This window comes from Micrococcus sp. iso_239 (assembly GCF_056173395.1).
Genome location: NZ_CM149672.1, coordinates 732,820 through 751,989, shown reverse-complemented (window position 1 = coordinate 751,989; position 19,170 = coordinate 732,820). Strand labels below are relative to the sequence as shown.

At 74.1% G+C, this 19,170-nt stretch carries 18 protein-coding genes; 2 read left to right on the top strand and 16 right to left on the bottom strand.

Features of this window, described 5'->3' with window-relative positions:
- Positions 1-63: 63 nt before the first annotated feature.
- The 5 genes from AC0VX2_RS03490 to dapA are packed head-to-tail and all read right to left on the bottom strand — an operon-like array spanning position 64 to position 7,052.
- Positions 64-585 (bottom strand): CinA family protein, encoded by a 522-nt coding sequence (locus AC0VX2_RS03490; protein ID WP_169577768.1) that lies wholly within the window; start codon positions 583-585, stop codon positions 64-66.
- 10 nt (positions 586-595) lie between these two features.
- Positions 596-1,210 carry a CDP-alcohol phosphatidyltransferase family protein gene (locus AC0VX2_RS03485; protein WP_044658592.1) on the bottom strand — a complete coding sequence of 205 codons (615 nt, stop codon included), beginning with the start codon at positions 1,208-1,210 and terminating at the stop codon, positions 596-598.
- Complete coding sequence (locus tag AC0VX2_RS03480; protein ID WP_136939828.1) at positions 1,207-4,380, bottom strand: FtsK/SpoIIIE family DNA translocase; 3,174 nt, start codon at positions 4,378-4,380, stop codon at positions 1,207-1,209. The genes AC0VX2_RS03485 and AC0VX2_RS03480 overlap by 4 nt, the downstream gene beginning before the upstream one ends.
- 54 nt (positions 4,381-4,434) lie before the next feature.
- Positions 4,435-6,120 carry a ribonuclease J gene (locus AC0VX2_RS03475; RefSeq protein ID WP_002856517.1) on the bottom strand — a complete coding sequence of 562 codons (1,686 nt, stop codon included), beginning with the start codon at positions 6,118-6,120 and terminating at the stop codon, positions 4,435-4,437.
- A 14-nt stretch (positions 6,121-6,134) separates the two neighbouring features.
- Complete coding sequence (gene dapA / locus AC0VX2_RS03470; RefSeq protein WP_134376963.1) at positions 6,135-7,052, bottom strand: 4-hydroxy-tetrahydrodipicolinate synthase; 918 nt, start codon at positions 7,050-7,052, stop codon at positions 6,135-6,137.
- A 41-nt stretch (positions 7,053-7,093) separates the two neighbouring features.
- Between dapA and AC0VX2_RS03465 the strand changes: the two genes are divergently transcribed.
- Positions 7,094-8,365, top strand: coding sequence for a heparan-alpha-glucosaminide N-acetyltransferase domain-containing protein (locus tag AC0VX2_RS03465; protein ID WP_251393366.1), 1,272 nt, complete (start codon positions 7,094-7,096; stop codon positions 8,363-8,365).
- 17 nt (positions 8,366-8,382) lie between these two features.
- Here AC0VX2_RS03465 and AC0VX2_RS03460 read toward each other — a convergent pair whose 3' ends face one another.
- The 5 genes from AC0VX2_RS03460 to rpsO all read right to left on the bottom strand — a co-directional run bounded on the left by AC0VX2_RS03460 (position 8,383) and on the right by rpsO (position 13,968).
- Entirely contained in the window at positions 8,383-8,901 is a 519-nt protein-coding gene (locus tag AC0VX2_RS03460; RefSeq protein ID WP_044658599.1) for a hypothetical protein, read from the bottom strand.
- Positions 8,894-9,685 carry a 4-hydroxy-tetrahydrodipicolinate reductase gene (gene dapB / locus AC0VX2_RS03455; RefSeq protein WP_002855289.1) on the bottom strand — a complete coding sequence of 264 codons (792 nt, stop codon included), beginning with the start codon at positions 9,683-9,685 and terminating at the stop codon, positions 8,894-8,896. Before dapB ends, AC0VX2_RS03460 begins: the two co-directional genes overlap by 8 nt.
- A gap of 43 nt (positions 9,686-9,728) precedes the next feature.
- On the bottom strand, positions 9,729-11,057 hold the full coding sequence (locus AC0VX2_RS03450) for a M16 family metallopeptidase (protein ID WP_036315003.1): 1,329 nt from the start codon (positions 11,055-11,057) through the stop codon (positions 9,729-9,731).
- 83 nt (positions 11,058-11,140) lie between these two features.
- On the bottom strand, positions 11,141-13,402 hold the full coding sequence (locus AC0VX2_RS03445) for a polyribonucleotide nucleotidyltransferase (protein ID WP_036315001.1): 2,262 nt from the start codon (positions 13,400-13,402) through the stop codon (positions 11,141-11,143).
- A gap of 296 nt (positions 13,403-13,698) precedes the next feature.
- Complete coding sequence (gene rpsO, locus AC0VX2_RS03440) at positions 13,699-13,968, bottom strand: 30S ribosomal protein S15 (protein WP_017488396.1); 270 nt, start codon at positions 13,966-13,968, stop codon at positions 13,699-13,701.
- Between the two features lie 131 nt (positions 13,969-14,099).
- Here rpsO and AC0VX2_RS03435 point away from each other — a divergent pair, with 131 nt between their 5' ends.
- The gene (locus tag AC0VX2_RS03435) at positions 14,100-15,104 is read left to right on the top strand and encodes a CPBP family intramembrane glutamic endopeptidase (RefSeq protein WP_044658601.1); all 1,005 of its coding nucleotides are present in this window, start codon (positions 14,100-14,102) and stop codon (positions 15,102-15,104) included.
- Here AC0VX2_RS03435 and AC0VX2_RS03430 read toward each other — a convergent pair.
- Genes AC0VX2_RS03430 through rbfA form a run of 6 tightly spaced genes read right to left on the bottom strand, consistent with a single transcriptional unit; the run spans position 15,082 to position 19,137 of the window.
- The gene (locus AC0VX2_RS03430; RefSeq protein ID WP_044658602.1) at positions 15,082-15,924 is read right to left on the bottom strand and encodes a class I SAM-dependent methyltransferase; all 843 of its coding nucleotides are present in this window, start codon (positions 15,922-15,924) and stop codon (positions 15,082-15,084) included. The genes AC0VX2_RS03435 and AC0VX2_RS03430 overlap by 23 nt on opposite strands.
- The gene (locus tag AC0VX2_RS03425; RefSeq protein WP_041104239.1) at positions 15,921-16,898 is read right to left on the bottom strand and encodes a bifunctional riboflavin kinase/FAD synthetase; all 978 of its coding nucleotides are present in this window, start codon (positions 16,896-16,898) and stop codon (positions 15,921-15,923) included. Before AC0VX2_RS03425 ends, AC0VX2_RS03430 begins: the two co-directional genes overlap by 4 nt.
- Positions 16,898-17,329, bottom strand: a complete 432-nt coding sequence (locus tag AC0VX2_RS03420; protein WP_036314984.1) for a hypothetical protein — start codon at positions 17,327-17,329, stop codon at positions 16,898-16,900. Before AC0VX2_RS03420 ends, AC0VX2_RS03425 begins: the two co-directional genes overlap by 1 nt.
- An 11-nt stretch (positions 17,330-17,340) precedes the next feature.
- A complete protein-coding gene (locus tag AC0VX2_RS03415; RefSeq protein WP_002855305.1) occupies positions 17,341-17,709 on the bottom strand; it encodes a hypothetical protein in 369 nt (122 codons plus the stop codon).
- On the bottom strand, positions 17,706-18,671 hold the full coding sequence (gene truB / locus AC0VX2_RS03410; RefSeq protein WP_078026112.1) for a tRNA pseudouridine(55) synthase TruB: 966 nt from the start codon (positions 18,669-18,671) through the stop codon (positions 17,706-17,708). Before truB ends, AC0VX2_RS03415 begins: the two co-directional genes overlap by 4 nt.
- A 13-nt stretch (positions 18,672-18,684) precedes the next feature.
- A complete protein-coding gene (rbfA, locus tag AC0VX2_RS03405) occupies positions 18,685-19,137 on the bottom strand; it encodes a 30S ribosome-binding factor RbfA (RefSeq protein ID WP_036314977.1) in 453 nt (150 codons plus the stop codon).
- Between the last annotated feature and the right edge of the window lie 33 nt (positions 19,138-19,170).

The window sequence follows — 19,170 nt, the reverse complement described above, 5'->3', positions numbered from 1 at the left end:
GCGGGGCGGGCCGGCACCAGGGACGGGGCGCCGAGGCGGGTCGGTCGGCGCCCCCATGCAGCCTCAGTGGCCGGGGCCGGCGAGCAGGTGCGTCAGGGCCTGCAGCGCCGCGGCGACGGTGGCCTCCCGGATCGCGGCCCGGTCGCCGTCGAGCCGGAGGAGGATCGCGGTGGCCGCGCCGTCGCGCTCGCCGCCGAGCACGTCCAACGCGTTCGCGTCCGCGTCGGGCACGGCCAGGCCGAGCCACACGGTGCCCACCGGCCGGCCCTGGTGGGGCTCGGGCCCGGCGACGCCCGTGGTGGCCACGCCGACGTCGGCGCCCAGGGCCGCCCGGGCGCCGAGGGCCATCCGTCGGGCCACGTCCGCGTCCACCGCCCCGACCCGCGTGAGCAGGTCCTCGGGCACACCCAGCAGGCCGGTCTTCACGGCGTTCTGGTAGGCCACCACGCCACCGTGCAGCACGGCCGACGCCCCGGGGACGTCGGCCAGGCGCGCGGCCAGCAGGCCGGCGGTGAGGGACTCCCCCGTCGCCACCGTGCGGCCCGCGTGCGCGAGCGCGTGCACCACGTCCTGGGCGCCTGCCATGGTCATCGCCTCAGGCCCCCCGCTGGGCGGCGAGGGCGTCCCGCCGCAGGACCCACGCGTCCTTGACGTACTCCAGGCCGGTCAGCACCGTCAGCACGGTGGCGGCCCCGATGACCACCCAGCCGGCCCACGGCCACCAGCCGCCCACGACCGGGGCCAAGGGCAGGAGCAGCAGGCCGATGCCCACGGTCTGCAGCACGGTCTTGAGCTTGCCGCCGCGGCCGGCCGGCATCACGCCGTAGCGGATCACCACGAAGCGCATCAGGGTGATGCCCCATTCGCGCACCAGGATCACGATGGTCACCCACCACCACAGCTCCCCCAGCAGGGAGAACAGCACGAGGGCCGTGCCCGTGAGCAGCTTGTCCGCGATGGGGTCCGCGATCTTGCCGAAGTCGGTGATCAACCCGCGGGCGCGGGCGATGTCCCCGTCGAGCTTGTCGGTGTACATGGCCGCCGCGAACAGCGCCAGCGCGAGCCACCGGGCGACGAGCGAGTCACCGCCCCACGGCCCGCCGACCCACAGCGCCCAGGCGAAGAAGGGCACCATCAGGATGCGCACCGAGGTCAGGATGTTCGGCAGGTTCCAGGCGGACACGCGCTGCGCCCCGCCCGCCGCGCTCATCTGCCCGTCAGCTGCCACGCGTCCTCCGATCCCTCGTCGTCGTCCTCGTCGTTCCAGTCCACGGCGGCCGGGCGCGAGTCCAGGTCCTCCTGCACCAGGTCGCGCGGAGCGGCCGACGCCGAGGCGTCGCCGTCGCCGGTTCCGGCCGAGGCGTCGCCGTCGCCGGAGGTGGCCGAGGGCGGGGTGTCTCCGGAGATGGTGGCGAGCACGTCCGCGAGGTCGTCGGGCTTGACCAGCACGTCGCGGGCCTTGGAGCCCTCGGAGGGGCCCACGACGCCGCGGGACTCCATGAGGTCCATGAGGCGGCCGGCCTTCGCGAAGCCCACCCGCAGCTTGCGCTGCAGCATGGACGTGGAGCCGAACTGCGTGGTGACCACGAGTTCGACGGCCTGCAGGAGCAGGTCCAGGTCGTCGCCGATGTCCTCGTCGATGACCTTCTCGGTCTTCTCGGGGATCACGTCCGCGCGGTACTGGACCTGCATCTGCGACTTCACGTGCTCCACGACGGCGTGGATCTCGGACTCGTTGACCCACGCCCCCTGCACGCGCATGGGCTTGGACTTGCCCATCGGCAGGAACAGGGCGTCGCCCTGGCCGAGCAGCTTCTCCGCGCCGGGCTGGTCCAGGACCACGCGCGAGTCCGTGACCGACGACGTCGCGAACGCCATGCGCGAGGGCACGTTGGCCTTGATCAGGCCCGTGACCACGTCCACGGACGGCCGCTGCGTGGCGAGCACGAGGTGGATGCCGGCCGCACGGGCCAGCTGGGTGATGCGCACGATCGCGTCCTCGACGTCGCGCGGGGCGACCATCATCAGGTCCGCGAGCTCATCCACGATGACCAGCAGGTACGGGTACGGGCGCAGCACGCGCTTGGAGTCCGGCGGCAGCTTCACCTGGCCGGCCCGGACGGCCTTGTTGAAGTCGTCCACGTGCTTGTAGCCGAACGCCGCGAGGTCGTCGTAGCGGGTGTCCATCTCCTTGACGACCCACTGCAGCGCCTCGGCCGCCTTCTTCGGGCTCGTGATGATCGGGGTGACCAGGTGGGGCACGCCCTCGTACGCGGTGAGCTCGACGCGCTTGGGGTCCACCATCACCATGCGCACCTCGTCCGGGGTGGAGCGCATGAGGATCGAGGTGATCATCGAATTCACGAACGAGGACTTGCCGGCGCCGGTGGCGCCCGCCACGAGCATGTGGGGCATCTTCGCGAGGTTGGCCACCACGTAGCCGCCCTCCACGTCCTTGCCGACGCCCATCACCATCGGGTGGTCGGTGCGCTGGGCGGCCTGCGAGCGCAGGACGTCGCCGAGGGCCACGACCTCCTTGTCCGTGTTGGGGATCTCGATGCCGATCGCGCGCTTGCCCGGGATGGGGCTGAGGATCCGCACGTCCGAGGAGGCCACCGCGTACGCGATGTTCTTCTCCAGCGCCGTCACCTTCTCCACCTTGGTGCCGGGGGCGACCTCGACCTCGTAGCGCGTCACCGTCGGCCCGCGGGAGAACCCGGTGACCTGGGCGTCCACCTTGAACTCGGTGAACGTGGTGGTCAGCGCGGCGACGACCCGGTCGTTGGCCTCGGAGCGCTCCTTCGGCTGGGGCCCGGCCGGGAGCAGGGCCGACTGCGGCAGCGTGTAGGACACGTCCCCGCCCAGCTCGGACTGGGTGCCGCGGGCCGGCTCGGCGGTCACCGGCGGCACCGGCGCGGGGGTGCTGGCGGGCACGGCGGAGGACGACGACGGCGCGGCGGCCCCGGAGCCCTGACCCGGGGCGTCGTCCAGGGCGAACGGGGTGTCCTCCCCCGCGTCCCCCTCCTGGCGCGCGGCGGCCGGGGCGGCGGACTCGCGCTGGGCGCGGGCATGCTCGCGGACCTGCTCGAGGGCACGGTCCGCGGCCGTGGGCCGGCGCACTCCGGCGGGCGGCTGCGGCTCGGCGTCCGCGTCCTCGGGCGCGTCGTCCTCGTCCACCCACGGGTCGAAGTCGTCCGAGGCGTCCCGGCCCGCGTCCCGCGCGTCCGCGGCGGCCTGCTCGGCGTCGAACACGCCCTGCTCCCCGCGAGCGGCTCGCCGGGGGGCGGGCCGGGGCAGGACCTGGGTGGTCTCCGCCTCGGGGGCGGCGTGGGAGCCGGCCTCGGCCTCGTGGATCACCGGGGAGTCGTAGGCGGTGCTGGCGGTGTGCTCCGGGGCGGCGTCGGCGGCCTGCTCCTCGCGTGCCCGGCGCCCGCCGAACAGGCGCGCGAACAGGCCGGGGCGGGAGGCCCCGGCGGCGTGGGCGCCGGCGGCCGGGCCGTCCAGGTAGGACTGGTCGTGGTCCGGGTGGGTGCGCCCGGTCTCCGCATCCACGGAGAGCGGGGTGGCGAGGTCCTCGGCCTCGCGGCGCTCCTCCCGGGCCCGGCGCCGCTCGGCACGGCGGGCGGCCCGCTGCTCGGAGGCACCCTCGGGGTCCTGGCCCGTGAGCCAGTCGTAGCCGCCCGCGATCCGCTGCGGGATCGAGCCGACGGGCGTCGCGGTGAGCACGAGCACCGAGAAGAAAGCCAGCAGGATCATGAGGACCCAGACGGGCACGGGTGTCAGCAGGGAGGCCAACGGCGCCGTCGCGAGGTAGCCGACCATGCCCCCGGCGCCGAGCATGTCCTCGAAGGCGTCGGCGGCCGAGGGCACGCCGCCCACGAGGTGGGCGATGCCGGAGCCCGCGACGGTGGCCATGAGCAGGCCGATGATGATGCGTCCGTTGGCGCGATGGTCCGTGGCGTGGCGGAAGCAGCGCACGGCCACGACGAGCAGGGCGATCGGCACCAGGAGGGCGAACCACCCGACGGTGCCGCCCACCACCCCGTGCACCACGCGGCCGACGGCGGTGCCGCGCAGGCCCCACCACTCCACGGCCGCGATCAGCGCGGCGAGCAGCAGCAGGACCAGGCCGGTGCCGTCACGGCGTTCCTCGCGGTCGATGCGCACGTCCGGGCCGAGCTTGCGGAAGCCCGCGCCGACCGGTGTGGCCAACCCCATCCACAGGGTGTGCAGGGCGCGCAGGGGCGCGGCGGGCCGGTCGGCCTCGGGGACGGTCGCGGTCGACCCCTTCCGTCCGGAGCCTCGGCGTCCGGCGGAGCCGGAGCGGGACGTGGCGGAGGAGGAGGACGACGAACGCGTGGGGGAAGTACGGGTCGCCATGCCCACCAAACTACCGCGAACCGCGGACACGGCAGGCATGGCGACCCGGAGGGGTCAGGCCTCCAGGACCACCGGGATGATCATCGGGCGCCGGCGCAGCTTGCGGTTGACCCACGTGCCGACGGTCCGGCGGACCACCTGCTGGAGCTGGTGGGCGGTGTGGTCCTTGCTGGACTGCACGGCCTCCTCGAGCGCCCGGACGATCTTCGGCTTGATCTCCTCGAACACCTTCTCGTCCTCGGCGACGCCGCGGGCGTGGACGTCCGGACCGGACACGATCGTGCCCGTCTGCCGGTTGACCACGGTGATGATCGAGATGAAGCCCTCCTCGCCCAGGACACGGCGGTCCTTGAGGTCCGAGTCGGAGATCTCACCCACGGAGGAGCCGTCCACGTACACGTAGCCGCACTCCACCTCGCCGACGACCTTCACGAGGCCGTCGGTCATGTCCACCACGGTGCCGTTGCCGGCCAGGATGACGTTCTCGGCCGGCACGCCGGTCTTCTCCGCGATCCGGCCGTTGGCGATCAGGTGGCGGGTCTCGCCGTGCACCGGCATCACGAACTCGGGCTCGACGATGTTGTAGCAGTACAGCAGCTCGCCCTCGGAGGCGTGGCCGGAGACGTGCACCTTGGCCATGCCCTTGTGCACCACGGTCGCGCCGAGCTTCATGAGCCCGTTGATCACGCGGAACACGGAGTTCTCGTTGCCCGGGATCAGGGAGGAGGCCAGCACGACGAGGTCGCCCTCCTCCAGCTGCACCTGGTGGTCCCCGTTGGCCATGCGGGACAGGGCCGCCATCGGCTCGCCCTGGGAGCCGGTGACCATGAGCACGATCTCGTCGTCTCGGTACTTGTCCACCTTGCGGATGTCCACGAGGATCCCGTTCGGCACGTTGAGGTAGCCGAGCTTCGCCGCGATGGTCATGTTGCGGATCATGGAGCGCCCGCCGAAGGCCACCTTGCGACCGTGCTTGTGGGCGGCGTCGAGGACCTGCTGGACGCGGTGCACGTGGGAGGAGAACGAGGCCACCACGATGCGGCGCTTCGCCGTGGCGAAGTAGCGCTCGAGGGTGGGGCCGATCTCCGCCTCCGTGGTGGTGAACCCCGGGACCTCGGCGTTCGTGGAGTCGGTCATGAACAGGTCCACGCCCTCCTCGCCGAGACGGGCGAAGGCGCGCAGGTCCGTGATGCGGCCGTCGAGCGGCAGCTGGTCCATCTTGAAGTCGCCGGTGTGCAGGATGGTGCCGGCGTCCGTGTGGATGGCGACGGCGAGCGCGTCCGGGATCGAGTGGTTCACGGCCACGAACTCGCACTCGAACGGGCCGAACTCGACGATGTCGTCTTCCTTGACCACGCGGGTGCGCGGCTTGATCCGGTGCTCCTCGAGCTTGGCCTCGATCAGGGCGAGGGTCAGCTTGGAGCCGATCACGGGGATGTCGTCGCGCAGGCGCAGCAGGTACGGCACGGCGCCGATGTGGTCCTCGTGGCCGTGGGTCAGGACGATGCCGACGACGTCGTCCACGCGGTCCCGGATGTAGTCGAAGTCCGGCAGGATCAGGTCGACGCCGGGCTGGTGCTCCTCGGGGAAGAGGACGCCGCAGTCGACGATGAGGATCTTGCCGTCGATCTCGAAGGTGACCATGTTGCGGCCGACCTCCTCGAGGCCGCCCAGCTGGACGATGCGGCAGGTGCCCCGCTTGAGCTTGGGCGGGGTGGACAGGCGGGTGCCTGCGGTCATGGAACGGGTCCCTTCTAGAAGGTGATGCCGGCCTCCGCGAGGTCGGCTCGGATGACGGAGAGCTCGTCCGGCGTGGCCTGGACGAGGGGCAGCCGCACGGCTGCGGACGGGATGACGCCCTGGGCGGCGAGGACGGCCTTCGCGGCCACCGCGCCCTGGACGTGGGTCATGATGCCGCGCTGGACGGGGTCCAGCGCGAAGTGGTGATCACGGGCACCGGCCAGGTCGCCGGCGTGGACGGCGTCCACGAGCTGGCGGTACAGCTCGGGGGCCGCGTGCGCGGCCACCGAGACGACCCCGACGGCGCCGAGCGCCATGAGCGGCAGGGTCGCACCGTCGTCGCCGGAGTAGAGGTCGAGGTCTGTGTGCGCCAGGACGGTGGTGGTGGACTGCAGGTCCCCCTTCGCGTCCTTGAGCGCACGGATGTTGGGGTGCTGCGCGAGCGCGATGATCGTCTCGGGCTCGATCGGCATCACGGAGCGGCCCGGGATGTCGTAGAGCATGATCGGCAGGTCCACGCCGTCGGCCACGGCCTCGAAGTGCGCGCGGATGCCGGCCTGGTTGGGCTTGTTGTAGTACGGGGTGACGAGCAGCAGCCCGTCCACGCCCGTCTCGGCCGCGCGGCGGGACAGCTCGAGGGTGTGCGCCGTGTCGTTGGTGCCGGTGCCGGCCACGACCCTGGCGCGGTCCCCCACGGCCTCGACGACGGTGCGGAACATCGCCACGTTCTCGTCGTCCGTGAGCGTGGAGGTCTCGCCGGTGGTGCCGGTGACCACGAGGCCGTCGGCCCCGCGGTCCACCAGGTGCTCGGCCAGCGCGGCGGCCACCTCGAGGTCCACGGCGCCCTCGTCCGTCATGGGGGTGACCATGGCGGGCACGACCGTGCCGAAGAGCAGCTCGGAGGGGATGACGGCGGGACGGACGGCACTCATGGGCCCCACCCTACCTGCGAGACTGGGGGCCCGCGCCGTCCGTGGCCCCTCCGCGACGCGCGGCGACCCGAGAGGAGCCCGCCCTGCGTCCCGCCCCGCCCCCCGCCGCCGTCCGCCCGGACCGGCCCGCACGTCGCCGGCTGCCCGGCGTCGACGCGGCCCGCGGGATCGCCCTGCTCGGCATGATCACCGTCCACGTCGTCGACCCGGCGACGGCGGACGGGGCGCCGCACCCGGCGTTCCTGTGGTTCGCCGGACGCGCCTCGGTGCTGTTCGTCCTGCTGGCCGGCGTCGGGCTGGCCCTGTCCACGGGGGGCGCGACGCCGGCCACGGGGGTCCGGCGCGCGGCGCTGCGCCGCCGGATCGCCCGACGCGCGGGCCTGCTGTTCGTACTCGGGCTCGCGTGCGGGACGCTCGGCGTCCCCGTGGCCGTCATCCTGTGCCACTACGCCCTGCTCTTCCTGCTCGCGCTGCCCCTGCTGGGCCTGCGCGCCCGCGCCCTGGGCCTGATCGCGGGGGCGTGGCTCGTGCTCGGGCCGGTGCTGGTGTTCGCGGTGGTCGCGGCCGCGCAGGCCGCCGTGGGGCGCCAGGAGTTCTTCCTGGGCGGGCGGCTCTGGCTCTCCCCCGGCCCCGCGGACCTGCTGCGTCCCGGGCTGCTGCTGGCCGATCTGACGCTCACGGGCTACTACCCCGTCCTGTCCTGGGGCGCGTTCCTCGTGCTGGGGCTGGCCCTGGGGCGGCTGCCGCTGGACCGGCCCCGCGTGGCCGCCGGGATCCTCGGCGGCGGGGCCGCGGCGTGGGCGGCGGCCGGCGTCGTCGGTGCGGCGGTGCTGCGGGCTCCGGGCACGGTCGGGCGGGTCGCCGCGGCGATCGGCACGGACCCGGCCGAGACGGCGCTCACGCTGCGCACGGGCGAGCCGCGGCTCGCGCTGCTGATCCCGGATCCGCTGTGGCTCGCCCTGCCGACCCCGCACTCCGGGTCCGTGGTGGCCGCCGTGCTCGCGGCGGGCTGGGCCTGCGCCGTGCTGGGCGCCTGCCTGCTGGCCCGGCCGCTGGTCGGGCACGCCGCGCTGCGCCCGCTCGTGGGTGCGGGGCGCATCCCGCTCACGCTCTACGTGGGGCACCTCGTGGTGCTCGCGCTCGTGGACGCGACCGGACTCGATCCGGCCGACGGGGCGCTGCTCACCGCCCTCGTCGTGCTGAGCCTCGCGGCCGGGCTGGCCGCCGAGCTCAGCGGCCGACGGGGTCCGCTCGAAGCCGTGATGGCCCGGCTCTCCCGGACGGGTGGGGAACGGGCCGTCGGAGGGCGCTGAGCGACGCGTGGGCCGCGTCAGCCGGCGCGGTGCAGGCGGACGGCCTCCCGGGCCGCCTCGCGGGCGCGGCGGCGGTCGCCCGAGGCGTCGTAGGCCAGGGCGAGGCGGTAGCGGGCGCGCCAGTCGCGCGGTGCGGCCTCGGCCTCCACGCGGTACAGCTCGAACTGGGCGTCGGCGGCCTCCCGGTCGATCCGGCCGCCGGGCGAGCGCGGCAGGTCGTCCTCCGGCAGCCCGCCCTCGGCCTCGAGCTGGTCGGCCAGGCGTTCGGTCTGGCGCCCGAACCACACCTCGCGGGCCAGGACGGCCACGGTCACCAGCACCACGAGGATGACGCCCGCGCCGATCGCCTTGGCCAGTGGCTGCGGGGCGCGCACCAGCGCGACGGACGCGTTGAGGGCGAACCCGGCGAACAGCAGCACGAGCAGGCACACGAAGCCGACCCACACCTTGCTCATCACGGTCGAGCGGCGGGCACGGACGGCGGGCGCGGGCGGGCCCACGGCGCCGTCGTCGGGGGTGCGGGAGGGCTCAGCCAAGGTCCAGGTATCCGTCCAGTCCATAGGTCAGACCCGGGCGGGAGGCCACGGTCCGCAGGCCGAGGACGACGCCGGGCATGTAGGCCCCGCGGTCGAACGCGTCGTGCCGGACCACGAGCTGCTCGCCCGGCCCGCCCAGCAGCACCTCCTGGTGCGCCTCCAGGCCGCGCAGGCGCACCGCGTGCACGTGCACGCCGTGGACGACGGCGCCGCGCGCGCCGTCCGGGTCGTGCTCGGTGGCGTCCGGGGAGACGGGCACGCCGGCCGCGTCCCGGGCCGCGCCGATGAGCTCGGCGGTCCGCACGGCCGTGCCCGACGGGGCATCCACCTTGTCCGGGTGGTGCAGCTCGACGAGCTCGACGGACTCGAAGTACCGCGCCGCCTGCGCGGCGAACGCCGAGGCCAGCACCGAGCCGACCGAGAAGTTCGGGGCGATCAGCACGCCCACCCCCGGGTGCTCAGCCAGCTGCGCCTCGAGGCGCTCGCGGCGCTCGGGCACCCAGCCCGACGTGCCGACGACCGTGTGCAGCCCGTGCTCCACGGCGAAGGCCACGTTCTCGGGCGAGGCGTCCGGGACCGTGAGGTCCAGGACGTGGGTGGCGCCGGCGTCGAGCACCGCGTCCAGGCGGTCCTGCGAGCCGAGCTCGGCCACGAGCTCCAGCCCCTCGGCCGCTCGCACCGCGGGCACCGCGTGGCGGCCCATGCGGCCACGGGCGCCCAGGATCGCGACGCGCGGGACGTCGTCGGGAGCGGACACGGCGGAGGGGGTGCGGGTCTCGGTCATGGCCTCCAGCCTACGCGGCCCGCCCCGGCGGCCGTGGCCGAGGTCAGGCCGGGGCGACGACGACGCGCGCCCGGTCCCCCGCGGCCAGGCGCGCGGCCACGGCCCGGACCTGGCCGGCGTCGACCTCGCGGACCCGGGCGAGGGAGGCCGCCAGGTCCACGTACTCCCCCGTGACCAGCTCGGCCCGTCCCAGCCGGGACATGCGGGCGCCCGTGGACTCCATGCCCAGCACGGTGCCGCCGCAGATCTGCCCGTGGGCGCGCGCGAGCTCCTCCCCGGTGACGTCGGCCTCGGCCATCCGGTCCAGCTCGGCCTCCATCAGCGCGGCCACCTCGTCCACCCGGTCCGGCTGGCAGCCCGCGTACAGGCCCCAGTAGCCGGCGTCGGAGTACCCGGCGGAGAACGAGTAGGTGTTGTAGGCCAGGCCGCGGCGCTCGCGGATCTCCTGGAACAGCCGCGAGGACATGCCCCCGCCCAGGACGGACTGCATGACGCCCAGGGCGAAGCGGTCCGGGTCCGTGGTGGACAGCGAGCGGCCGCCGACGAGGACGTTGGCCTGCTCGACCGCCTTGGTGACGGTGTGCGTGCCGGTCCGCACCCGCGAGGCCGCGGCCCCGGCGGTGTCCACGGCACGACGCGGGGCGGGCAGGGCCCCCTGGGTGAGCTCCCAGCCCGAGGCGCGCAGGGCGGCGAGGACGAGGCGGCAGACCTCGTCGTGGTCGAGGTGGCCGGCGGCGGTGACGACGAGCTCGTCCGGGCGGTACCAGTGCGTGTAGTGCCCCACCACATGGTCGCGGGTGACGGCCCGGATCGTCTCGGGCGTGCCGCCGATCGGCCGGCCGAGGGGGTGGCCGTCCAGCATGACCTCGGCGAGCTTCTCGTGGGCCACGTCCACGGGGTCGTCCGCGTCCATGGCGAGCTCCTCGAGGATCACGCCGCGCTCGGTCTCGAGCTCGTCCGGGTCGATCAGGGAGGAGGTGAGCATGTCCGTGAGGACCTCCACGGCCATCGGCAGGTCCTCGTCCAGCACGCGGGCGTGGTAGACGGTGGACTCCTTGGCCGTGCCGGCGTTGGACTCCCCGCCCACGCGGTCGAAGGCGGCCGCGATGTCCATCGCGGTGCGCGTGGGAGTGCCCTTGAAGAGCAGGTGCTCGAGGAAGTGCGTGGCGCCGTAGCCCTCGGGCGACTCGTCACGGGACCCGACGGCCACCCAGTAGCCGATGGTCACCGAGCGCTGGTCCGGCATGGCCTCGGTGAGCACGCGGACGCCGCCGGGCAGCACGGAGCGGCGCACCACGGAACCGTTGCCCTCGTCCGCCAGCACGCCGTCGAAGTCCAGGGGGATCTCACGGTGAACACTCATGACGGCCATTCTCGCCCATGCGCGACGACGGCGCCGCACCACTCGCGGGGAGGGTGCGGCGCCGTCGTGGTCACCGGGCCGGGCGGGGCGGATCAGGCCTCGATCTGCGAGGACTCGATCGCGTCCGCGGTCTCGGCCAGGGCGTCGGACTCCGCCACCACCGGGGAGAGGGACAGCTTGCCGCGGTCGTCGATCTTGGTGATCTCGACCTGGACCTTCTGGCCCACGCCGAGCACGTCCTCGACGTCGTCCACGCGCTTGCCCTCGTTGAGCTTGCGCAGCTCGGAGATGTGCAACAGGCCGTCCTTGCCCGGGGTGAGCGAGACGAACCCGCCGAACGTGGTCAGCTTCACCACGGTGCCGAGGTAGCGCTCACCGACCTCGGGGACCTGCGGGTTGGCGATCGCGTTCACCGCGGAGCGCGCGGCCTCGGCCGAGGCGCCGTCGGTGGCGCCGATCAGCACGGTGCCGTCGTCCTCGATGGTGATGTCCGCGCCCGTGTCGTCCTGGATCTGGTTGATCATGGCGCCCTTGGGGCCGATGACCGCGCCGATCTTGTCCACCGGGATGCGCACGGAGATGATCCGCGGGGCGGTGGGGGCCATCTCGTCCGGGGCGTCGATGGCGGCGTTCAGCACGGACAGGATGTGCAGGCGCGCCTCGCGGGCCTGCGTCAGGGCGGCGGCCAGCACGGAGGCCGGGATGCCGTCCAGCTTGGTGTCCAGCTGGATCGCGGTGACGAACTCCGCGGTGCCGGCCACCTTGAAGTCCATGTCGCCGAACGCGTCCTCGGCGCCGAGGATGTCGGTCAGGGCCGCGTACTGGGTCTGGCCGTCCACCTCGGCGGAGACCAGGCCCATGGCGATGCCGGCCACGGGCGCACGCAGCGGCACGCCCGCGTTCAGCAGGGACAGGGTGGAGGCGCAGACGGAGCCCATCGACGTCGAGCCGTTGGAGCCGAGGGCCTCGGAGACCTGGCGGATCGCGTAGGGGAACTCCTCGCGGGCCGGCAGCACGGGCACGAGGGCGCGCTCGGCGAGGGCGCCGTGGCCGATCTCGCGGCGCTTCGGGGAGCCCACGCGGCCGGTCTCGCCGGTGGAGTACGGCGGGAAGTTGTAGTGGTGCATGTACCGCTTGGCCGTCTCCGGCGCCAACGAGTCGATCTGCTGCTCCATCTTGAGCATGTTCAGCGTGGTGACGCCCATGATCTGGGTCTCGCCGCGCTCGAAGATGGCGGAGCCGTGCACGCGGGGCAGGACCTCCACCTCCGCGGTCAGCTTGCGGATGTCCGTCAGGCCGCGGCCGTCGATGCGCACCTGGTCGGTGAGGATGCGGCGGCGCACGATCTGCTTGGTGAGGGAGCCGTAGGCCTTGGCGATCTCGCCCTTGCGCTCGGCGAAGTCCTTGCCCTCGCCGGCGAGCTCCTCGAGCACCTCGAGCAGGTAGGCGTCCGAGGCCGACTCGCGCTCCTGCTTGTCGCCGATGGAGAAGATCTCGGTCAGGCGGTCCGTGGCGAGCTTCTCGACGGCGGCGTAGGCGTCGTCCTGGTAGTCCTGGAACACGGGGACGTCCACCGGGTCCTTGCCGGCGCGCTTGACCAGGTCGGCCTGGGCCTCGCACAGGGCGCGGATGAAGGGCTTGGCGGCCTCGAGTCCCTCGGCCACGATCTCCTCGGTGGGCGCCTGCGCGCCGCGCTCCTTGACCAGGGTCCAGGAGTCCGGGGTCGCCTCGGCCTCGACCATCATGATGGCGACGTCGTCGCCCACCACACGGCCGGCCACGGCCATGTTGAACACGGCGCCCTCGAGCTGGGAGTGCTTCGGGAACGCGACCCACTGGCGCGTGCCGGAGCCGTCGTCCATGAGGGCCATGCGCACGCCGCCGATGGGACCGGAGAACGGCAGGCCGGACAGCTGCGTGGACAGGGAGGCGGCGTTGATGGCCACCGTGTCGTAGATCTCGTCCGGGGCGATCGAGGTGACGGTCACGACGACCTGGACCTCGTTGCGGATGCCCTTGACGAACGCCGGGCGCAGCGGGCGGTCGATCAGGCGGCAGGTGAGGATCGCGTCCGTGGACGGGCGGCCCTCGCGGCGGAAGAACGAGCCGGGGATGCGGCCCGCGGCGTACATGCGCTCCTCGACGTCCACGGTCAGCGGGAAGAAGTCGAAGCCCTCGCGGGGCGACTTGCCGACGGTGGTGGCGGACAGCATCGACGTCTCCTCGTCGATGTAGACCATGGCGGCGCCGGCGGCCTGCTGGGCGAGGCGCCCGGTCTCGAAGCGGACGGTGCGCTTGCCGTACGAGCCGTTGTCGATGACGGCCTCGGCGAAGGTGATCTCAGGACCCTCCATGAGGGCCTCCTTTCAGGTGGACGGCGCCGCAGGCGTCCCTGTCCCCCTGGTCTTCGATCGAGGCCCTCGGCATCCCGCCGTGCGGCGGGGTCCGGGAGCCACTGTCGAGGACCGCGAGCGATGGGCGCGGAGCCGTCGGGTGTGTCGATGATGCGGGGATGCGCGCCATGGCGCGCCGGAGTGCCGCAGGCTGCGGCGATCTCTCCCCCGGGACACACTACGTGCGTCCGGGGGCAGACGAAAGGCGGCGCCGGCGCTCGCGGGTCTCCCGCGGGCTCCGGCGCCGCCTCCTCAGGTCACTTGCGCAGGCCGAGGCGCTCGATCAGCGCGCGGTAGCGCTCGATGTCGACCTTCTGCAGGTAGCCGAGCATGCGACGACGGCGACCGACCAGGGCCATCAGGCCGCGACGGGTGTGGTGGTCGTGCTTGTGCTCCTTGAGGTGCTCGGTCAGGTCCTTGATGCGGCGGGACAGGACCGCGATCTGCACCTCGGGGGAACCGGTGTCGCCCTCGTGGGTGGCGTACTCCTTGATGATCTGCTGCTTGACAGCGGGATCCAGGGCCATGGTGGGCCTCCTTCACTTCGGTACCGCGAACACGGGCCGCGCCCCGCCGGGGCGGACGACGCGGGGCCCACCCCACCGCGGACTGCAGGGAGGCCGAGGGTCGAGTCTACCGCATCGCCTACCCTGGCCCGGTGAGCACCCCACCGGTCCCCCACTCCCCGGCCCCGTCGTCGTTCCCCCTCCGGCCGCCCGCGCCGCCCCTGGATCTGCCGCTGATCGGCCACGGCTACCCCGCGCTGCTGCGCACGCCGCGGGCCCGATGGTGGAACCCGCTCGCGTCCTTCGGCCTCGTGCTGGCCGGCCTGGTGGGCCTCCTCGTGCTCGGGGGCGTGCTGGGCGCTCTCGCCCTGATCGCCACGTCCGGGCCCGCGCTGCTCGGCGCGGCCGACCCGACGGACGTGACCGACCTCGACCTGTACTCCGCGCCCATGGTGCTGCTGAACAACCTCCTGCTCGCCGCGCTGATCGGGGTCGCGCTGCTGGCCGTGGCGCTGGGCCACCCCGTCGCCGCCCGCTTCGTCCACTCGGTCGAGGGCCGCGTGCGCTGGCGCTGGCTGGCGCGCTGCGTCGTCGTGCTGACGCCGCTGTTCCTCGCCTACGTGCTGGGCGCGTGGGCCCTCGACGGCGCCCCCACGGCCCCGCGCGCGCAGGACTGGGTCTGGCTGCTCGTCATGGCGTTCGTGCTCACCCCGTTCCAGGCCGCGGGCGAGGAGTACCTGTTCCGCGGGTGGCTGCTGCTGGCCGTCGGCACGTGGATCCGCCGGCCGGTCGTGGCCGCCGCGGTCACCGCGGTGCTCTCGGCGGCGACCTTCTCGCTCGCCCACGGCTCGCTCGACCCGTGGATCCTGCTGGACCTCGCCGCGTTCGCCGTCGCCGCCGTCCTGCTCACGTGGCGCACGGGCGGGCTCGAGGCCGCCGTCGCCCTCCACGTGGTCAACAACGTGGTGATCATCGCCGTCGGCACGCTCGTGGGCACCGTCGAGGACAGCTACGTGGGCGCGGAGACCGCCGGCTCCCCGGCGGCCACGCTGCTCTCGGTGGCGGTGGTCGCGGTGGCCACGGCGCTGCTGCTCTGGCAGGCGCGGCGGGCCGGGATCGCCCGGACGGTCCCGGTCACCGTGGGCGCCCGCCCCTGACCGGCGCCGCCCACCAGGCCACCGTCACGTAGGGCACCTGCAGGACCGCGTCCGCCGCATGGCCCAGGTGCTCGTGCAGGTACCAGTCGAGGTTGGCCGTCATCCGGGACCGGATCCGCTCGTCCGCGCGCAGCCAGTACGAGCGCGAGGCCATGAGCCCGTGCAGCCCCGCCGCGGTCATGGGCTGCGTCCACGCCCAGCGCGCGTGCTCCTCCGCCCCGAACGGGGCGGCGAACCGGCGCTGCTCCGGCCGGGCGGCGTGCACGTCCCCGGCGTGCATGATCCGGGTGAGACGGTGCACCCACGGCACCGCCGTGTCGAGCTGGTTCCACACCGCGGCCAGGCGCCCGCCCGGGCGCAGCACCCGTGCGGCCTCCGCGCTCGCCGCGGCCGGGTCCATCCAGTGCCATGCCTGGGCCGCCACCACGACGTCGGCGCTCGCCGCCGGCAGGCCCGTGGCCTCGCCCGTGCCCGGCACGGCGCGCACCCGCCCGCCCGTGCCGGCCGCGACCTCGCGTTCCAGGACGGCGCGCATCGACGCCGACGGCTCGAGGGCCGTCACCGTCCGCACCCGGTCCGCCGGGCGGGCCGCGAGCAGCCGGGTGAACAGTCCCGTCCCGGCCCCGAGCTCCACCACGTCCGCGCCGTCGGCGGTGCCCGCCAGGACGCGGTCCACCGCGGCGGCCGGGTAGGAGGGGCGGACGGCGTCGTAGTGCTCCCCGCCGGTCTCGAAGGGGTTGGGCCCGGCCCGACGGGCCCGGGCCGGGCGCCCCGGCAGGTTCGGCACAGCGGGGGGAGCGCCCGGCTCCGGGGCGCTCACCGGTCGGAGGGGGTCGTGGCCAGGATCGCCCGGGCCTCGTCCACGTCCTGCGTGATCTGCGCCACGAGCTTCTCGACGCCCTCGTAGGCGACCATCCCGCGCAGCCGGGCCACGAACTCCACCTCGATGTGCTGGCCGTACAGGTCGAAGTCCTCCACCCGCTCGTCGTGGCGGTCGATCACGTGTGCCTCCACCACGCGGGAGACGTCCTCGAACGTGGGGTTCGAGCCGATGGAGATCGCGGCCGGCCACACCCCGCCGTGCGCGTCGTGCACCCAGCCGGCGTAGACGCCGTCGGCCGGGATCATGCCCTGCACATCCGTCTCGAGGTTCGCCGTGGGGAAGCCGAGCTCGCGGCCGCGCGCGAACCCGTGCACCACCTCGCCGGCGAGCACGTGGTGCCGGCCGAGCACGGCCGCGGCCTGGGCGACGTCGCCCGCGGCCAGGGCCTCCCGCACCCAGGTCGAGGAGCAGCGGCGCTCCGGCTCGGCCCCGTGTTCGGCGGGGAACTCCTCGACGGCCTCGACCTCGAAGCCGTAGCGGGCCCCCAGGCGCACCATCTCCGCGACGTCGCCGGTGTTGCCCCGGCCGAAGCGCACGTCGTGCCCCACGACCACGACGGCGGCGTGCAGCCCGTGCACGAGCATGCCGCGGACGAACTCCTCCGGGGACTGGTCCGCGAACTCGAGGGTGTAGCGCTGCAGGAGCACCGCGTCCAGACCCGCCTCGTCCAGGAGGACGACCCGCTGCTCGGGGCTGATGATGTCCACGTGGGGCACCTCGGGATGGTGCACGGCGCGCGGGTGCGGGGTGAAGGTCACGGCCACGGCCAGGGCGTCGCGGGCCCGCGCCAGCTCGACGACCCGGCGCAGCACCTCCCGGTGGCCGCGGTGCACGCCGTCGAAGTTGCCCAGGGTGACCACGGTGCGCGGCAGGTCCGTGGGGACCTCGTCCAGGCTGTTCCAGACCCGCATCAGAGCGCCCCCGCCTCGGCCGGGCGGGCGGGGCGGTGCGTCAGCAGCCAGATCAGGCCGACCACCGGCAGCACGAGCGGCACGTAGCCGTAGCCCGCGCCGAACCGGGACCACACGGTGTCGTGGGCGAACATCCCCGGATCCAGGACGGTCCACAGGCCCACGCCCACCACGCCGGCCAGCTCCACGAGCACGGCGCCCAGCGCCACGGCCCAGGCGCGCGCGCCGGAGCGGGCGAGCGCGAACGTCGCCACGATGTACACGACCGCCGCGACCGCGGAGAGCGTGTACGCCACGGGGGCGGCGTCGAACTGCGTGAGGATCTGGAAGAGGCTGCGCGCGCTCGCCGAGAGGGCGAACACCGCGTAGACCATGACGATGATCCGGCCGAGACCCTGGTTGCGCGCGGGGGCGCCGTCGCTGGGTGCCATGTCCATCCTCCTCACCACTGCCCGAACCAGATGACCTGCATGCGGTGCAGCATCACGGCGATCGTGGGCCCGACCACGGCCAGCACGAGGTTGGACCACCGGGTCTTGTCCGTGACGGCCCAGCCCACGGCGATCACCGGCACGATCAGGGCGGTGAGGATGTAGCCCCAGAACTCCCAGCCGGGGCCGTTCAGGGTGTCCCCGCCGAGCTGGCGGACGGCGGCGGCCGCCGCATAGACGAGCGTGAACAGCTCGACGGCGGCCACCGAGAGGATCGAGGCGTCCGCGGGGTGGCGGCGGATCGCCGTCATCACCACGCAGACGACGAACGAGACGGCACCGATCACCAGTCCCGTCCAGAACCAGGCGTCGAGGATCATGCGGTCCTTCCCTGTCCCGGCCCCTCGGCCGGGGCGAACACGAGCTGGGGCTTGGCGACGTCGGCGCCGCGGCGGCGCACGTCGGAGACGAGGGCGATGACGCGGCCGTCCGGCGCGCGCCCGGCGACGAGCGTCTCACCCGTGCCGGTGGGCGCCACGACCCGCCCGAAGGCGAGCTCGTGGGCCTCGTGCTCCGTCAGCTCGCGCACCGGGAAGAGCCCGGCGGCGGCCTCGGAGAGCTCGGTCATCGCGAACCGCTCCGCGAGGGCCTCGAGCGAGAGCGCGTCGGCCACGTCGAACGGGCCGACGGCGGTGCGGCGCAGCGCCGTGAGGTGCCCGCCGGTCTCGAGGGCCTCGCCCAGGTCGCGGGCGAGCGCCCGGATGTAGGTCCCGGACGAGCAGCGCACGGTGACGTCGAGGTCGACCAGCCGGCCGCCGTCGAGCCGGCGCAGCTCGTGCACCGTGAACTCGTGCACGGTGACGGGGCGGGCGTCGAGGGTGACGTCCTCTCCCGCGCGGACGCGATCGTAGGCGCGCCGGCCCGCCACCTTGACGGCGGAGACGGCCGAGGGCGCCTGCAGGATCTCGCCCGTGAGGGCGGCGACCTGCTCGGCCACGCGCTCGGGCGTGACGGCGTTGGCCAGCCGGGTCTGCACGACCTCGCCCTCCGCGTCGTCCGTGACGGTCGACTGCCCGAGCCGGATCGTGGCCGTGTACGTCTTGTCCGTGCCCGTGATGGCGGTCAGCAGGCGCGTGGCCTTGTTGACGCCGACCACGAGCAGGCCCGTGGCCATGGGGTCCAGGGTGCCGGCGTGGCCCACCTTGCGGGTGCCCGCCAGCCGGCGGACCCGCCCGACGACGTCGTGCGAGGTCCACCCCTGCGGCTTGTCCACGAGGACGACCCCCGACGCCTCCGTTCCCGGCGCGTCGGGGGCCTGTCCCCCGGTGCTGCGTGCGCTCACCGTGCCGCGGGCCTCAGGCGCGCGGGGCGTCGTCGGCGTCGGCGTCCGGCTCCGCGGTGCGGTACGGGTCCGCGTCACCGGCGTACGACGCGCCCTCGCGCGCCTTCGCCAGCTCGGCGTCCCGCTCCTTGGCCGCGCGGAGGACGTCCTCCAGGTGTGCGGCCGCCTCGGGGACGGTGTCCGCCACGAACTCGAGGGTGGGCACCAGGCGGATGGTGAGCCCGCGGCCCACCTCGCGGCGCAGGATGCCGCGGTTGTCCTGGATGCCCTCGTGGGCGGCGGCCACCGTGGCCTCGTCGCCCAGGACGGTGTAGTAGACGGTGGCGTGCTGCAGGTCGTTGGTCACGCGGACCTCCGTCACGGTGACGGGCTCCACGCGATCGTCCTTGACGCCGCGGCGCAGCGCCTCGGCCACGAGGACCTTGATGCGCTGGGCCAGGCGGCCGGCGCGTGCCGGATCGGCCATGGTGCGGTTCCTTCCGGTGGTGATGGTTCAGAG

Coding starts and splice junctions, on each gene's coding strand:
- rpsO (WP_017488396.1), bottom strand. CDS start 13,968: ATGGCCCTGGATCCCGCTGTCAAGCAGCAGATCATCAAGGAGTACGCC.
- rbfA (WP_036314977.1), bottom strand. CDS start 19,137: ATGGCCGATCCGGCACGCGCCGGCCGCCTGGCCCAGCGCATCAAGGTC.
- AC0VX2_RS03475 (WP_002856517.1), bottom strand. CDS start 6,120: ATGACCGCAGGCACCCGCCTGTCCACCCCGCCCAAGCTCAAGCGGGGC.
- AC0VX2_RS03420 (WP_036314984.1), bottom strand. CDS start 17,329: ATGGCACCCAGCGACGGCGCCCCCGCGCGCAACCAGGGTCTCGGCCGG.
- AC0VX2_RS03485 (WP_044658592.1), bottom strand. CDS start 1,210: ATGAGCGCGGCGGGCGGGGCGCAGCGCGTGTCCGCCTGGAACCTGCCG.
- AC0VX2_RS03490 (WP_169577768.1), bottom strand. CDS start 585: ATGGCAGGCGCCCAGGACGTGGTGCACGCGCTCGCGCACGCGGGCCGC.
- AC0VX2_RS03425 (WP_041104239.1), bottom strand. CDS start 16,898: ATGCGGGTCTGGAACAGCCTGGACGAGGTCCCCACGGACCTGCCGCGC.
- AC0VX2_RS03415 (WP_002855305.1), bottom strand. CDS start 17,709: ATGATCCTCGACGCCTGGTTCTGGACGGGACTGGTGATCGGTGCCGTC.
- AC0VX2_RS03480 (WP_136939828.1), bottom strand. CDS start 4,380: ATGGCGACCCGTACTTCCCCCACGCGTTCGTCGTCCTCCTCCTCCGCC.
- AC0VX2_RS03445 (WP_036315001.1), bottom strand. CDS start 13,402: ATGGAGGGTCCTGAGATCACCTTCGCCGAGGCCGTCATCGACAACGGC.
- dapA (WP_134376963.1), bottom strand. CDS start 7,052: ATGAGTGCCGTCCGTCCCGCCGTCATCCCCTCCGAGCTGCTCTTCGGC.
- dapB (WP_002855289.1), bottom strand. CDS start 9,685: ATGACCGAGACCCGCACCCCCTCCGCCGTGTCCGCTCCCGACGACGTC.
- AC0VX2_RS03450 (WP_036315003.1), bottom strand. CDS start 11,057: ATGGCCGTCATGAGTGTTCACCGTGAGATCCCCCTGGACTTCGACGGC.